Consider the following 13,771-nt stretch of genomic DNA (forward strand, 5'->3'; position numbering starts at 1 on the left):
TTACTAATGAAAAAAATTGGTGGAGCCGAGGGGGATCGAACCCCTGACCTTCGCATTGCGAACGCGACGCTCTCCCATCTGAGCTACGGCCCCTTGAGGTGTCCGCGAATTATGCAACAATTCGGGTCAGAGGACAAGGATAAAGATGACCACTCCCAAAATGATTCGGTAGATGGCGAATGGCACTAGGCTTTGGTGGCGCAGCCAAGCCATCAGCCAGTAGATCACCGCAAAGGCGGAGATGCCGGAAACCACCAGTCCCAGTCCCATGAACATCCATTCAGACGGGGATGGAGCGAGATGGAATAGTTCGCGGAACTCCAGGCCGGCGGCCAGAACGCCGACCGGAATGGCCATCAGGAAGGCAAAACGGGCCGAGGCTTCCCGGGTGAAACCGGAAAACAGCGCGGCGGTCATGGTGACTCCGGAACGGGAGGTGCCGGGAATCAGGGCGAACATCTGGGCCACGCCGATCAGTACCGCGTCACCCCAGGTCAACTGGTCCAATCCTCTGGAACGGGTTCCACGTCGGTCGGCCCACCACAACAGCGCGCCAAAGAACAAGGCGGTGGTGCCGATCACCGCCGGATTGCGGGCCAGGGTTTCGATGTGATGTTTGAACAACAACCCGGCCAATCCGATCGGAATGGTGGCCCAACCTACGGCCCAGGCCATGTGGCCTTCCGGATTGTTGGTAAATCCTCCGGGGCGCAGGGTGCGAAAAAATCCCAGGGTGAGCGAGACTACGTCTGACCAGAAATAGACCATCACCGCGATCAGGCTGCCGGTGTTGGCCGCGATGTCGAACATCAAGCCCTGGTCTGGCCATCCCAACAGCTTGGGAACCAAAATCAGATGAGCCGAGGAGCTGATCGGCAGAAATTCCGTGATACCCTGTACAATACCCAGAACAATCGAATGGAGCCACTCCATGTGAACCTCTTTATTTTTTGGTGTTTGAATGTCCTCATCGCGATCGAATCGGGGAAGGGTGAGGACGCGCCGACACTATGGATGGCTTTGCTGGGAACGTCAAGCCGGGGCGGTCAGGATGGGGCCATCCCGTTTTTACGAAGTGGAACCGAAAGCCGGGAGCGGACAATCGAAGACTTGAGCTGGAAGGATGCTGGACCGATAATGGGATAAACGGTCCAAAACAATGTCAACCCATGAGCGTGATGATCCCATGCGAAACACTCTGAATCCCGGCGCGCGCTTTTTGTTTTGGGGGGCCATCAACGCCGCTCTGGCGGTCATGCTGGGGGCGTTTGGCAAACATGCCTTGATGTCGGTGCTTTCGGAGCGGATGATGGAGACATGGCGCACCGGCGCTTATTATCATTTGGTACACGCCTTGGCTTTGGTATTGGTCTCGGTGGTTGTTGAGCGTTCATCTCAACCGGATCGGGTGGTGATCGCCGGGTGGTTGTTGCTGGCGGGGGTGGTGTTGTTTTCCGGTTCTTTGTATCTCCTGGCACTGACGGAGTTTCGTCCTTTGGGAATCGTGACACCATTGGGAGGCGTTTGTTTTCTGCTTGGGTGGTTTTGGCTTGCCCGTTCGGCCTTGCCGGGCGCTTCGTCTTGAGGTTGGTTCTTCTGCGGCATTCCGTTTGAACGAAAGGTCACGAACTCCATGTCCAGCATGCGCAAAATCAACATCATTCCCGGTGTTTCCTGGGTGGAGATTCCCGAGATCAATCTCTTCATCCTGTGCGGTTCCCCGGCGGATATCGTCAAACATCTGATGCGGCGCGGGTTGATCAACTCCATCGAGAAAAATGGCGTGACTTGCGAAAACGGTCCCAACGCCATTCTGCTCTCCGACATCCCGATTCAAAACGGCATGTTTGCCAACCTCGCCGAGTTTCCCGTACTGCAGATGCTGTATCGCCAGGGGATGATCCTGCCCAACCATCCCAGCAATACCGGCATCAAACCGTTGCTGATGGGATCGGAAACCCAGGTCAGACGGCAGATGCAATACATCTTCCGGGGCAATTACGGTCTGATCTCCCCAGAAGAGTTGATGGCCGCCGGAGCCTCCCCGGAAGAGGCCGAATGGATGATGTCCATGAAACTCCGGTTCGCTTTTGGACGCATCCTGCCCACCGAGGCCTTACTCGATGGGCTGTTCATCGGCGATCACGAGGTGGAAATCCGTGCTGGCGCAATGATCGCACGGGTGGGCGCGAATCTGTTCCGGATTCGTTTTCGCGATGAAACCCTGACGGTCGATCTCAATTTGCCCCCCAATCAGGAGTATATTTCGCCCTATCCTCTGGGTTACAGTAATTTAAGGCGGGAATATTTCGCCGTGGTCCATTCGGGCCAGGGGGATGGCTGGGATACGGACAATCCCAGCATGTCGTCGATTTTGATGCATCAGGGCAATATCTATCTGATCGATGTGGGGCCCAATCTGGTGGCCTGTCTGACGGCTTTGGGCATCAGCATCAGCGAGATTCACGGCATTTTTCACACCCACGGCCATGATGACCATTTCGCGGGCATCACCACCTTGATTCGTGCGGGTCATCGCATCCGGTATTATGCCACACCTCTGGTGCTGAGTTCCGTGTCCAAGAAGCTGTCCGCGTTGTTGGGGGTGGAGGAGTCGTTCATGAACGACTTTTTCGACGTTCAGCCCCTGACCTGTGGCAGTTGGAACGAAATCGACGGGTTGGATGTCAAGCCGATTTTCTCGCCCCATCCGGTGGAAACCAGTCTGTTTTTGTTCCGATCCCGGGGGCCGGAAGGGTACCGCACCTATGCCCACTGGGCCGATCTGGCCTCTTTCGAGGTGCTGGAACGGATGATCCGTTCGGATCCGACTCAACCCGGCATCAGTCGGGACTTTTTCGAGACTGTGCGCGACAACTATCTGATCCCGGCGGATTTGAAAAAAATCGATATCGGCGGAGGCATGATTCATGGTCATGCCCAGGACTACCGGGGGGACCGTTCCGGCAAGATGGTCTTCGCCCACACTTCCGCGGCCCTCACCCCGAGACAAAAGGAGATTGGCTCTTCGGCCACCTTCGGCACCATGGATGTACTCATTTCGTCCATGCAGGAGTATACCTGGAAATTCGCCCACGCTTATTTGAGAAACTATTACGAAGGAATCTCTTTGAACCGTTTGCCGGTGTTGCTCAACAATCCGGTGCGCACCTTCAATCCGGGCACCATCATCATTCACGCCGGAGAGACCCATCGGGATCTGTTTTTGATTCTCACGGGCATCGTGGAGCAGATTCAGGAGGGATCGGATCTCATCGTCTCCTTGTCTGCCGGCAGCATTGTCGGAGACATTTCCGCCATGAACGCCATGCCCGCCATGGCCACGTTCCGAACCTGTTGTTTTGTGCAGTGTTTGTGCATTCCGGGGGATTTGTATCAGGATTTCATCATTCAGAACGATCTTCATGCCAATTTCGAGCGGTTGCAGGATTTCTGGACCTTCTTGCGCAGCACCTGGATTTTTGGCGAGGCGGTCAATCTGGTCAATCTGACCCGTATTGCCCTGGCCATCGAGCGGATTGCGCTCCAGGAGGGGGAACCGTTGTCAATCGTGGATCCGGACTCTTTGTATCTGGTGCAGGAAGGAGAGGTGGAACGGTTGATCGATGGTCAGGTGGGCGGGCGTCATCTGCCGGGTGAGTGCTTCAATGAAGAAAGTGTTTTCGGCTTCCGGGCCGATGATGCTGGCTTCCGGGCGGGCGCGCCTTCATTGGTATGCCGGATGCCCGCTTCGATGGTCGCCGATATTCCCATCGTGCGGTGGAAACTGTTGGAGATCAATGAACGGCGGCGGGGGACAACCGGGTCGTGACGGGTTTGGGGGGGCCAGGATCGGTTGTCGGTTTGTCGAGCGGGTCGCATTCGGGTTGGGAACAAAAAAGGTGGAATGGGTGGCTATTCATTTGGAGACAGGGGGATCATGAGTCCGTCGAAGCGCAAGGGTAAACCCATCGTTCTGGTGGTGGACGATACACCGGAAAACATTGATGTCTTGAAAGGCGCCCTGATTGCCGATTATCAGGTGAGACCAGCCACCAATGGTCAGATCGCCTTGCGAGCGGCCAATGTTTTGCCCAATCCGGACTTGATCCTGCTGGACATCATGATGCCGGGAATGGATGGCTACGAGGTGTGTCAGCGACTCAAGGCCGATCCGGTCACCCGGGACATTCCGGTGATCTTCGTGACTGCCAAGGCGGATGTGGAGGATGAACTGCGGGGACTGGAACTGGGTGCTGTGGATTACATCATCAAGCCCTTCAGCATTCCCATCGTGCAGGCCCGAGTGACCACCCATCTGGCCTTGAGAACCGCCCATCGGGAACTGGACGACCGCAACCGCATCCTGACCGAAGAGCGGGAGATGATCGAACAGATGATCATCAAGATGCGTCGGGCCGATCGGCTGGATGAGCGTTATTTGCGTTATTTGCTCGCGCCGGTGGAGACGACGGCGGGTGACATGTTGTTGTCGGCCTTCACCCCGGATGGACGGCATCTGGTGATGATGGGAGATTTCACCGGACACGGACTTTCCGCCGCCATCGGTGGTCCTTTGGTGGGTCATCTGTTCCACGAGTGGGTCGCCCGGGGCGAGTCCGGAGCGGACATCCTGATGGCGATCAATCATCAACTCTGTCTGCGACTGCCAACGGGTATCTTTTTCGCGGCCAATCTGGTGGAAATCTCTCCGGATCGCAGTCAGGCCACCCTGTGGGTGGGGGGCATGCCATCGGTTCCCAGAATGCGCGATTTGACGATTGTGGATCGGTTTCCCTCGTTGATGCTGCCCCTGGGTATCGTGAAATGGGATGTGGCGCCGGATTCCCATCGGATCGATTTGCAACCGGAGGACCGTTTGTATCTGTATTCGGACGGCATTGTCGAAGCGGCGGATCCCAAGGGGGAGATGTTCGGTCTGGAGCGGTTGGAGGAGGAGTTGTGCCGACTGGTCGGCGGGCAACTCCCCCTCGAAGGCTTGATCGACAGGCTGAATGCCTATGTGGGCGCCACCACCCACGAAGATGACATCACCCTGGCCGAGGTGCGGGCCTGATCGTGGGTGGTGGATGGAGGGTCAATTCAGGGTGGTCAGGGCTTCTTTGGTGTAGGGGATCATGTCGTTGATGCGCCCTTCGCGGATTTTGCGCGCCCAGGCGTAGTCTGCCAGCAAAGCGCGGCCCACGGCCACCAGATCGAACTCGTTGCGTTGCAATCGTTCGAGCAGGGGATCGATCCCTGTGGCGTTGGCTCCGGCCCAGGAGACATCATCCAGACCGATGCTGCCCACGGTGATGGTCGGGCAGTGGGTGATGAGTTTGGTCCATCCCGCCAGATTGAGTCCGGAACCGGGAAACTCCGGCTCGTGATAGCGTCGGTTGCTGGCGTGGAACCAATCCACTCCGGCCTCTTTCAGGGGCAGCAGCAGATCGGCCAAGGCTTCGGGGGTTTCCGCCAGTCGTGCCGAGTAGTCCTGGGGTTTCCATTGGGAAAAACGCAACACCACCGGGAAATCATTCCCCACCGCACTTTTCACGGCCCGCACCACCTCCAGGGCGAAACGCAGACGACGGGTGAAATCGCCGCCATAGTCGTCATCCCGCCGATTGGTCTTTTCCCACAAGAATTGATCGATCAGATAACCATGGGCGCCGTGGATCTCCACTCCGTCGAATCCGATGGCTTTGGCCTGTCGGGCCGCTTCGGCGAAGGCGGCGACGATACGGTGGATGTCGTCTTGATTCATGGCTCGCACCACCACCCGTTCCCCGTCCCGCACCTCGGAAGGGCCCAGACCGGGTTGATCCGGGTTGGGGGGATCCCCAAGACGATGCACCTCCCCCACATGCCAGATCTGGGGCATGATGCGCCCTCCGGCCTGATGAACCGCGTCGATCACCCGTTTCCAACCGTTCAACGCCTCGGCGCCGTAGATCACCGGACAATCGGGATAGCCCCCGGCCACTGGATCGTCGATGAGCACACCTTCGGTCAGGATCAATCCCACCCCGTTGGCGGCCCGTTTGGCATAGTATTCCGCCACCGCCGCGGTGGGAACACCCCCCGGAGAGTGGCTGCGGGTCATGGGGGCCATCACCACCCGGTTGGGCAGGCGCAGGGAACCGAGGGTCACCGGTTGAAACAGCATCTCTGTGGACAGGGTCATGGAAGGGGATCCGATTGATAAGGGTTTTTCAGTGCATGCCGATGGCTTCGCGATACAGATGGATCATGGTTTCTTGTTCTTCCAGGGCGGCCCGTTCCAGCTTGCGGATTTTCAGGATTTCCCGCATGGTCTTGACATCGAATCCATTGCTTTTGGCATCCAGGAAGACCGCTTTGATGTCGTCGGCGATGGCGGTTTTTTCTTCTTCCAGCCGTTCGATCCGCTCGAAATATTGCAGGAGTTGATCCCCGGCGATGCCGTGAACCACCGACGGATGCAGGACGGGTTGGGGAATGGCGTGGGGCTGGATCATGCTCGAAGCTCCTTTGTTGAGGATGGATTGATTCCGTTCCATTGGGTCAAAATCACCGACAGCCGTGGGGCCGTCCGTTTCAGCAAGCAAAAGCCGTGCCCTGAACGGTCGCATTCTTTTTTCTGGTCCTGGGGTCAGGCGGGCCCGTTGCCTTTTTCTCCCCTGAGACCCGGAATCACCACAATCACCTCCAATCCCCCGTTCGGGCGGTTGCGCAAGGTGAGTTCGCCCCCGTGGGCGCGCACGATGTTGCGGGCGATGGGCAGTCCCAGACCCGTGCCCCCGGTGGCCCGGTTGCGTGAACTTTCGAGACGGATGAATGGCTCGAACACCCGTTCCCGGTCGGTTTCCGGGATGCCGGGGCCCTGGTCGGCAATGGAGATGCGCAGTCGGTCTCCGAGCAGATCGGCGCGGATGCGGGCCCGGTCTCCATAGGTGACGGCGTTGTCCACCAGATTCACCAGACACCGTTTCAGGCTTTTGGGCATCACCGGAAAGGGTGTCATCTCGGAACACTGCACCACCACCTCCCGGCCCAACTCCTCGAACGCCTCCTGAATGCTTTCCAGCATGGCGGGAATGTCCACTTTGGCCACCGGTTCCATCCCCTCCATGCCCCGGGCGTACTCCAGAGCCGAAGCGGTCATGCGTTCCATGTCGGCGAGGTTGCGCAACAGGTCTTCCCGGATCGCCGATTCTTCCAGACGCTCCACCCGCAACCGCATGCGGGTGAGGGGTGTCTTGAGATCGTGGGAAACGGCGGCCAACAGATGGGTCCGTTCGTTGACGTAGCGTTTCAGCCGTTCCTGCATGGCGTTGAAGGCCGCTGCCGCATGTCGTACCTCCCGGGGGCCGGAGAGGGGCAGAGGAGGGTGGTTGAGATCCTGACCCAGGGCGTGGGCCGCGTCGGCCAGCAGCAGCAACGGTCGGGTGGCCACCCGGATGGCGGCCAGGGAGAGCAGTCCCACCAGACAAAACAGCAGCAACAAGGACCAACCCATCCACTCCGGCCATTCAAAGACCTCCCCGGGTAGATGACTGTGAAACTCCACCCAGTCCCCCCCCACCAGTTGGGTGCGGGCCACATAAGAGACGCCGAGAGGCATCAAGCGTTCCATCATGCGCATGTGGCGCCAATAGCCCGGATGGTGATTCGGGGGGCCGAACATGGGATGCATGGGTCCAAACGGCGGCCCGTTGCCTTCGCCGCGCATGCCTAGCGGTTTCGATGCCGGGTCCGGACCGTTCAACACCACGACCCGCAAGGGGCGTTGATCCCCGAGATAGCCGCGCAACAGTTGCTCCAGCCGTTCGGCCCGGGGATCCGGTGGGGTCTCTTCGGTGGTCTCCGGGGGCGGCTGGCGGGAGGGGAGAAAACGCAGATAATGCAACGGTGTCTCCCAGATGGTGGCCACCTTCATCCGTTCGCCAGGTGGCAGGGAGTCCAGCAGATGCACGATGGCCACAAACTCCTGGGCTGTGCGTATCCCTCCGAAAGAGGACAAGGCCCGGTTGCGATCATGCAAATGCAGCAGTGCCCCGGATGCCAGGGCCAGAAACACGCCGGTGAGCAGAATCAGCACAATGCGCCCGGAAAGGGCGTTGGGCCAGGGCCAGATCCTCATGGGACGATCTCGGCGGTCAGCATGTAGCCTTTGCCCCAGACCGTTTTGATGAAGGTCGGATTTTTGGGGTCATCCCGCAGCCGTTTGCGCAGGCGCCCCACCTGGACATCGATTGTCCGATCAAATACCGTCGCCTCCCGGGCGTGACACAATTCGGTCAGCCGGTCCCGGTCCAGGGCTTCGTTGGGATGTTGCAAAAAGACCTGCAACAAGACCATTTCCCCCTTGGTCAGGTCCACGATCACCCCGTCCGGGGAGAGCAGATGACGGGCCGACAGCCGCAGAATCCAGCCATTGAAACGAATTTCATCCCGTTCTTTGGGCGGGGCCGGGGTGCTGCGGGTGACGGAACGGGCACGGCGCAACACACTGCGAATGCGCGCCAACAGTTCCCGGGAGCTGAACGGCTTGGATAGATAATCATCCGCCCCCATCTCCAACCCCAGAATACGATCCATCTCATCCCCCCGGGCGGTCAACATGATGATGGCGATGTTTTGGGTCGCCTCATCCACGCTCAACCGCTTGCACAGCATCAGGCCGTCTTCGCCGGGAAGCATCAGGTCCATCAGGATCAGATCCGGTTCCCATTGGCCCAGAATGTCCCACATCTGACGGCCATCTCCGGCTTCCCGGGCCTGACAGCCGTTTTCCTCCAGGTATTCCCGGATCAGGGTGCGGGTTTCGTGGTCGTCTTCGACAATCAGAATTTTGTCAGAGTCTGGCATGTTCGGGTCTTTCGGTTTGGCAGGGGGGTGAACGCATGACGTTTCCTTTTGAGGAATCAAAGCGGATTGTCGGCCTGGGGGCAAAGGAAATTGTGAAAGTATGACAAAATTGTAACCGGAACGGGTCATTGTATCCGAATCGGCGCCGAATGGTCACAATTGTGGAGAAAGCATGACAGAAAAGAGGATGGAACATACAGAACTTTTACAATAAATCATTTTATTTTCAGTCGGTTCTGACCTATGCTTTCTTTCATTCAATGTTGAAAGGTTGCGTTTCCCCTTTTTTCCGCACTCTTGCATGGAGGTCTTTGCCATGAACACCACCCTCATCAAAAAATTTCTGCCCCTGGCCGTCACCTTGTCCCTGATGGCCGGAACCGCCCTGGCTCAGGAAAATCCTGGACAAAATGCTCCCCCCGCCGCTCCTGGTGATCAGACCGCTTGGCAGGGTATGGGGTATCCCGGCATGCAGGGCGGTCCCTGGGGTGGCCCGGGCATGGGTCAGCAGGGTATGGGTCCGGGCATGGGCCAGCCGGGCATGGGTCCGGGTATGGGCCAGCCGGGCATGGGTCCGGGCATGGGCCAGCCGGGCATGGGTCCGGGCATGGGCCAGCCGGGCATGGGTCCGGGCATGGGTCAGCCGGGTATGGGTCCGGGCATGGGTCAGCCGGGTATGGGTCCGGGCATGGGTCAGCCGGGTATGGGTCCGGGCATGATGGGCAGACATCACCGTGGCATGGAGGGTGGTTTGTGGTCCGAGCCTGCCGACGCCTTGAACAACCGTCTGGAGTCGATGAAGCAGCAGTTGGTCATCACGGCGGCCCAGGAACCGGCCTGGAAGGCGTATGTCAAGGCCGTGAGCGAGCAGAACGAGGCCAAAGGCGCGATGCGCAAAGAGATGTCCACCACGCCTCCGAAAGATGCCGTGGATATGGAGTCCCGGCGCATCGAAGGCATGGAGCGGATGCTGACCCACAAGAAGGCCGTTTTGACCTCCTACAAGGCGTTGTTGGCCCAGTTGGATGAGCAGCAGAAGGGCATTCTGGGGCCGGCGCAGACTCAGCCGTGCAATCCGTGACGCGTGGTGGATGCGGTTTTTGATGGATGCCCGCTGGATAGGGGGTGATCATGGTGCCCGAACCTTGGAATGTGACCCACGATTTGAAAGTCGCCGGGATGGTCTGCGCCGAGTGCGCCGAAATCATCGCCGAGGGGTTGGGCGCCTTGAATGGTGTGCTGAAAGTGGTGACCAACTGGCACCGGAATACCGTGACCGTCACCTATGACCTGCAACGGGTGCGGATTCACGCTTTGGAAAAATTGTTGACCGAGATCGGGTTTCCCCCCGATCCCGGTTTCATTCAGCGCAAGAAAAGGGAATGGATCCGCTTCGTGGATCAAAATACCCTCGACGCCATGCATCACCGGGGAGCCTGTTGCAACAAGCCTCCCCGGTGATTGTGCCACGCCGGACTTCTTCCCCATTAATCCTTCGCCATTCCGCGAGAGTCGTGCGATGATGCACGGGTCTTTTCGATCTTTCTGACGGTTTCCAAAACAAGCCTTTCAAATTAAAGCGGGAGAAACCCCATGGTGACATTCCCCGTGGGCGGCATGTCGTGCGCCTCGTGTTCGGGTCGGGTGGAACGGGCCTTGTCGGCCATTCCCGGTGTGGAACGGGCCTCGGTGAACCTCACCATGGCCAAGGCCACGGTGGTGGGCGACGTTCCTGTGGATGTTCTGATTTCGGCTGTGCGGGAGATTGGTTTTCAGGTTCCGGTGGTGACGGAATCGTTTGCCATTCAGGGATTGTCCTGCGCTTCGTGCGCGGCCAAGGCAGAACGCGCCTTGACCGGCGTGACGGGAGTGATGCGGGCACGGGTCAATCTGGCCTCCCACGAGGCCTTGGTGGCCCATGTGCCGGATGTGGTCACCTTCGAGGGGTTGCAAGAGACGGTTCAGGCTGTGGGTTTCACCCTGGTCCGGACCCGACCCGACGAAGATCCCATGGATCTGGCCGAAAGCGAACGCCTGCACGAATACAAGCAGATCAAAGGGCGTCTGGTGATCGGTGCTGTGTTGTTGATCGCCAATATGGCGGTCATGCATGGCCATTGGCACGGGATGGAGGCTTGGTTGCAATTCGCTTTGGTCACGCCGGTACAATTTTGGGTGGGCTGGCCGTTTCACGTCAACGCTTGGTCGGCGTTGCGGCATGGCGGGGCCAATATGCATTCGTTGGTCACGGTGGGGACGTTTTCCGCCTATCTGTATTCGGTGCTGGTGCTGCTGGCGCCGGATTTGTTCGTCGCCCGGGGAGTGGCGGCGGAGGTCTATTTCGAGACTTCCGGCATGATCATCGTGTTGATTCTGCTGGGGCGGTTTTTAGAGATTCGCGCCAAGGGCAAAACCTCCCAGGCGATCCGGGCGCTCATGGGGTTGACCCCCAAGGTGGCCCGGGTGGTGCGCGATGGCCAGGAAATGGATATCCCGTTGCGGGATGTGGTGGTCGGGGACTCCTTTGTGGTGCGTCCCGGGGAGAAAATCCCGGTGGATGGCATCATTCTGAAAGGACATGCCACCTTGGACGAGTCCATGTTGACCGGTGAGGCCATGCCCGTGGAACGTGGACCCGGCGAGGCGTTGACGGGTGGAACCATCAATCGGACCGGATCGCTGATCGGCAAGGCGGTGAAGGTGGGGCGGGATACGGCCCTGGCCCGGATCGTGGAAATGGTGCGGGAAGCGCAAGGGGTCAAGCCTCCGATTGCCCGTCTGGCGGATCAGATCGCGGCGATTTTTGTGCCGGTGGTCATGGGCATCGCGTTGGTGACGTTTGGGGTTTGGTACGGGTTTGGACCGGAGCCATCGTTCAACTATGCGTTGTTGAATTTTGTCGCGGTGTTGATCATCGCTTGTCCCTGCGCGTTGGGATTGGCGACTCCGACCTCGATTCTGGTGGGAACCGGCAAGGGGGCGGAGCATGGCATTCTGATCCGGGGTGGCGATGCGTTGGAAACGGCGCACAAGATCGATGTGGTGGTGTTTGACAAAACCGGTACTTTGACCATGGGCAAACCGGTGATGACCGATTGGATCGGTGACGCCGCCTTGTTGAAATGGGTGGCTTCTGCCGAGCGGCGTTCCGAGCATCCCATCGCCGAGGCGGTGGTGGCCGGGGCCCGGGAAAGAGGGATGATTCTCGCGGAGCCGTCCCGCTTTGTGGCCATTCCGGGTCAGGGGGTCAGGGCCGAGGTGGAGGGGCATGAAGTGGTGGTTGGGACAGTCAAGCTGATGGTGGAAAACAGCATCGATTGCGTGGAAATTTTGGATGCCTTTCAGGAATTGCAGCGTCAGGGCAAGAGCGCCATGCTGGCGGCGGTGGATGGAACAATCGCGGGCGTGTTGGCGGTTTCGGATCGGGTCAAGCCTCATGCCGGGCAAGCGGTGCTTCGTTTGCAAGAGATGGGGGTCGAGGTGGTGATGCTCACCGGGGATGGCAAGACGGTGGCCAGGGCCATTGCGGATCAGTTGGGGATTCGCACCGTGTTGGCCGAGGTGTTGCCGCAGGAAAAAGAACAGGAGATCCAGCGTCTTCAGGCGACGGGAAAGGTGGTCGCCATGGTGGGAGATGGTATCAATGATTCTCCGGCGTTGGCGCGGGCCGATGTGGGGATTGCCATGGGTACCGGCACCGATGTGGCCATGGAGGCTTCGGACATTACCCTGGTGAGCGGGGATCCCCGCGGTGTGGCTACCGCCATTCAGTTGTCGCGGGCCACGATGCGAAATATTCGGCAAAATTTGTTCTGGGCGTTTGCCTATAACGTTGTTTTGATTCCTTTGGCTGCCGGGGTGTGGTTCCCCTGGTTTGGCGTGTTGTTGTCGCCCATTTTCGCGGCGTTTGCCATGAGCCTCTCCAGTGTGACCGTGGTGAGCAATGCGTTGCGACTGCGGCGGTTTCGCGTGGAGCATTCAGGGGGGTAAAGAAATAAGGACTATAACCTTTGGCGGGATGGATTTGTTTGATGGGACTCTTTATAGTTACGTATATGGTGAAAATTGTGCCCAGGACGAGAGTTGCTCTTGGTTGCAATAATAAAACAGTCACCCGATTTGCAAGATTGATCACTTAATAATATTCTTTCTTGAATATGTGGCATTACCAATCCTCTGGGAGGAATTTCCATGGCCGAATCGACGCAAGAATTCACACCAACCGATGAACAGAAGCAGGAAGCTCAGGTTTTTGATGATCTGACTTCACTGTATCAGACCGCCCAGAGTAATGATTCCGGGAATGGTGCCGGTTCGGACGACCTTGCCGTGGCCGATGTGGATGATGAATCAGATCTGGCCAATTTGCAGCCTGCAGATGTGATCACGCAGGCGGTGGTACTGCCTGCTCCAGGCAATGCGCCGCCGGATTCTGCCTTGGATCTGGTATTGGATCCTTTGACCGATGGATTAAAGGTTGACCCGGTTTCCAATCCTGCGGGTACGGCGGAAGCCCCTGTTCCTCCGACAGAGATCAACCCGCCAGGTTTTGAACCGATTGTTTTCCCACGTCCCAATGTTGACTCTGAGACCTCCGCAATTCCTGATGATCCAGTAAATCCGCAAATTCAAGGTGTTGCGCAAGCCCAGTCGGCGGCCTCACTTCAATCTGACGCCACCACTCCCACGACGCCGACCACACCGACGACAGTAACCAGCCCGACCACACCGACGACAGTAACCAGCCCGACCACGCCGACGACAGTAACCAGCCCGACCACGGCCACGACGGTGACGAGTCCGACGACGGTGACAAGCCCGACGACGGTGACGAGCCCGACGACGGTGACGAGCCCGACGACGGTGACGAGCCCGACCACAGTGACGAGCCCGACCACAGTGACGAGCCCGACCACAG

At 58.6% G+C, this 13,771-nt stretch carries 12 protein-coding genes and 1 tRNA gene; 7 read left to right on the forward strand and 6 right to left on the reverse strand.

Annotated elements, in window-relative coordinates:
* Positions 1–17 precede the first annotated feature (17 nt).
* Both HQL98_15910 and HQL98_15915 read right to left on the reverse strand, forming a co-directional pair.
* Positions 18–93, reverse strand: a tRNA-Ala gene (locus tag HQL98_15910).
* A 33-nt stretch (positions 94–126) separates the two neighbouring features.
* Positions 127–933: an undecaprenyl-diphosphate phosphatase gene (locus HQL98_15915; GenBank protein ID MBF0273532.1), complete on the reverse strand. Its 807-nt coding sequence runs from the start codon at positions 931–933 to the stop codon at positions 127–129.
* A 253-nt stretch (positions 934–1,186) separates the two neighbouring features.
* Between HQL98_15915 and HQL98_15920 the strand changes: the two genes are divergently transcribed.
* The 3 genes from HQL98_15920 to HQL98_15930 all read left to right on the forward strand — a co-directional run bounded on the left by HQL98_15920 (position 1,187) and on the right by HQL98_15930 (position 5,077).
* Positions 1,187–1,585: a DUF423 domain-containing protein gene (locus tag HQL98_15920; protein MBF0273533.1), complete on the forward strand. Its 399-nt coding sequence runs from the start codon at positions 1,187–1,189 to the stop codon at positions 1,583–1,585.
* A gap of 57 nt (positions 1,586–1,642) precedes the next feature.
* On the forward strand, positions 1,643–3,832 hold the full coding sequence (locus tag HQL98_15925) for a cyclic nucleotide-binding domain-containing protein (protein ID MBF0273534.1): 2,190 nt from the start codon (positions 1,643–1,645) through the stop codon (positions 3,830–3,832).
* Positions 3,833–3,940: 108 nt separating this feature from the next.
* The gene (locus tag HQL98_15930) at positions 3,941–5,077 is read left to right on the forward strand and encodes a SpoIIE family protein phosphatase (protein ID MBF0273535.1); all 1,137 of its coding nucleotides are present in this window, start codon (positions 3,941–3,943) and stop codon (positions 5,075–5,077) included.
* A 21-nt stretch (positions 5,078–5,098) separates the two neighbouring features.
* Here HQL98_15930 and HQL98_15935 read toward each other — a convergent pair whose 3' ends face one another.
* The 4 genes from HQL98_15935 to HQL98_15950 all read right to left on the reverse strand — a co-directional run bounded on the left by HQL98_15935 (position 5,099) and on the right by HQL98_15950 (position 8,853).
* The gene (locus HQL98_15935) at positions 5,099–6,187 is read right to left on the reverse strand and encodes an NADH:flavin oxidoreductase (GenBank protein MBF0273536.1); all 1,089 of its coding nucleotides are present in this window, start codon (positions 6,185–6,187) and stop codon (positions 5,099–5,101) included.
* A gap of 28 nt (positions 6,188–6,215) precedes the next feature.
* Positions 6,216–6,500: a DUF2312 domain-containing protein gene (locus HQL98_15940; protein ID MBF0273537.1), complete on the reverse strand. Its 285-nt coding sequence runs from the start codon at positions 6,498–6,500 to the stop codon at positions 6,216–6,218.
* Positions 6,501–6,634: 134 nt separating this feature from the next.
* A complete protein-coding gene (locus HQL98_15945; protein ID MBF0273538.1) occupies positions 6,635–8,125 on the reverse strand; it encodes a HAMP domain-containing protein in 1,491 nt (496 codons plus the stop codon).
* On the reverse strand, positions 8,122–8,853 hold the full coding sequence (locus HQL98_15950) for a response regulator (protein MBF0273539.1): 732 nt from the start codon (positions 8,851–8,853) through the stop codon (positions 8,122–8,124). The genes HQL98_15945 and HQL98_15950 overlap by 4 nt, the downstream gene beginning before the upstream one ends.
* Positions 8,854–9,169: 316 nt before the next feature.
* On the opposite strand from HQL98_15950, the gene HQL98_15955 reads away from it, so the two are divergent.
* The 4 genes from HQL98_15955 to HQL98_15970 all read left to right on the forward strand — a co-directional run.
* A complete protein-coding gene (locus HQL98_15955) occupies positions 9,170–9,934 on the forward strand; it encodes a Spy/CpxP family protein refolding chaperone (GenBank protein ID MBF0273540.1) in 765 nt (254 codons plus the stop codon).
* Between the two features lie 50 nt (positions 9,935–9,984).
* Positions 9,985–10,314: a heavy-metal-associated domain-containing protein gene (locus tag HQL98_15960; protein ID MBF0273541.1), complete on the forward strand. Its 330-nt coding sequence runs from the start codon at positions 9,985–9,987 to the stop codon at positions 10,312–10,314.
* A 132-nt stretch (positions 10,315–10,446) separates the two neighbouring features.
* Positions 10,447–12,843 (forward strand): copper-translocating P-type ATPase, encoded by a 2,397-nt coding sequence (locus HQL98_15965; protein ID MBF0273542.1) that lies wholly within the window; start codon positions 10,447–10,449, stop codon positions 12,841–12,843.
* A 201-nt stretch (positions 12,844–13,044) separates the two neighbouring features.
* A partial coding sequence (locus tag HQL98_15970) for a hypothetical protein (GenBank protein ID MBF0273543.1) occupies positions 13,045–13,771 on the forward strand: 727 nt, incomplete at its 3' end.

Source organism: Magnetococcales bacterium, from assembly GCA_015231755.1.
In the GTDB taxonomy this organism is placed as follows: Bacteria; Pseudomonadota; Magnetococcia; order Magnetococcales; family Magnetaquicoccaceae; genus Magnetaquiglobus.

Coding starts and splice junctions, on each gene's coding strand:
- HQL98_15915 (MBF0273532.1), bottom strand. CDS start 933: ATGGAGTGGCTCCATTCGATTGTTCTGGGTATTGTACAGGGTATCACG.
- HQL98_15920 (MBF0273533.1), top strand. CDS start 1,187: ATGCGAAACACTCTGAATCCCGGCGCGCGCTTTTTGTTTTGGGGGGCC.
- HQL98_15925 (MBF0273534.1), top strand. CDS start 1,643: ATGCGCAAAATCAACATCATTCCCGGTGTTTCCTGGGTGGAGATTCCC.
- HQL98_15930 (MBF0273535.1), top strand. CDS start 3,941: ATGAGTCCGTCGAAGCGCAAGGGTAAACCCATCGTTCTGGTGGTGGAC.
- HQL98_15935 (MBF0273536.1), bottom strand. CDS start 6,187: ATGACCCTGTCCACAGAGATGCTGTTTCAACCGGTGACCCTCGGTTCC.
- HQL98_15940 (MBF0273537.1), bottom strand. CDS start 6,500: ATGATCCAGCCCCACGCCATTCCCCAACCCGTCCTGCATCCGTCGGTG.
- HQL98_15945 (MBF0273538.1), bottom strand. CDS start 8,125: ATGAGGATCTGGCCCTGGCCCAACGCCCTTTCCGGGCGCATTGTGCTG.
- HQL98_15950 (MBF0273539.1), bottom strand. CDS start 8,853: ATGCCAGACTCTGACAAAATTCTGATTGTCGAAGACGACCACGAAACC.
- HQL98_15955 (MBF0273540.1), top strand. CDS start 9,170: ATGAACACCACCCTCATCAAAAAATTTCTGCCCCTGGCCGTCACCTTG.
- HQL98_15960 (MBF0273541.1), top strand. CDS start 9,985: ATGGTGCCCGAACCTTGGAATGTGACCCACGATTTGAAAGTCGCCGGG.
- HQL98_15965 (MBF0273542.1), top strand. CDS start 10,447: ATGGTGACATTCCCCGTGGGCGGCATGTCGTGCGCCTCGTGTTCGGGT.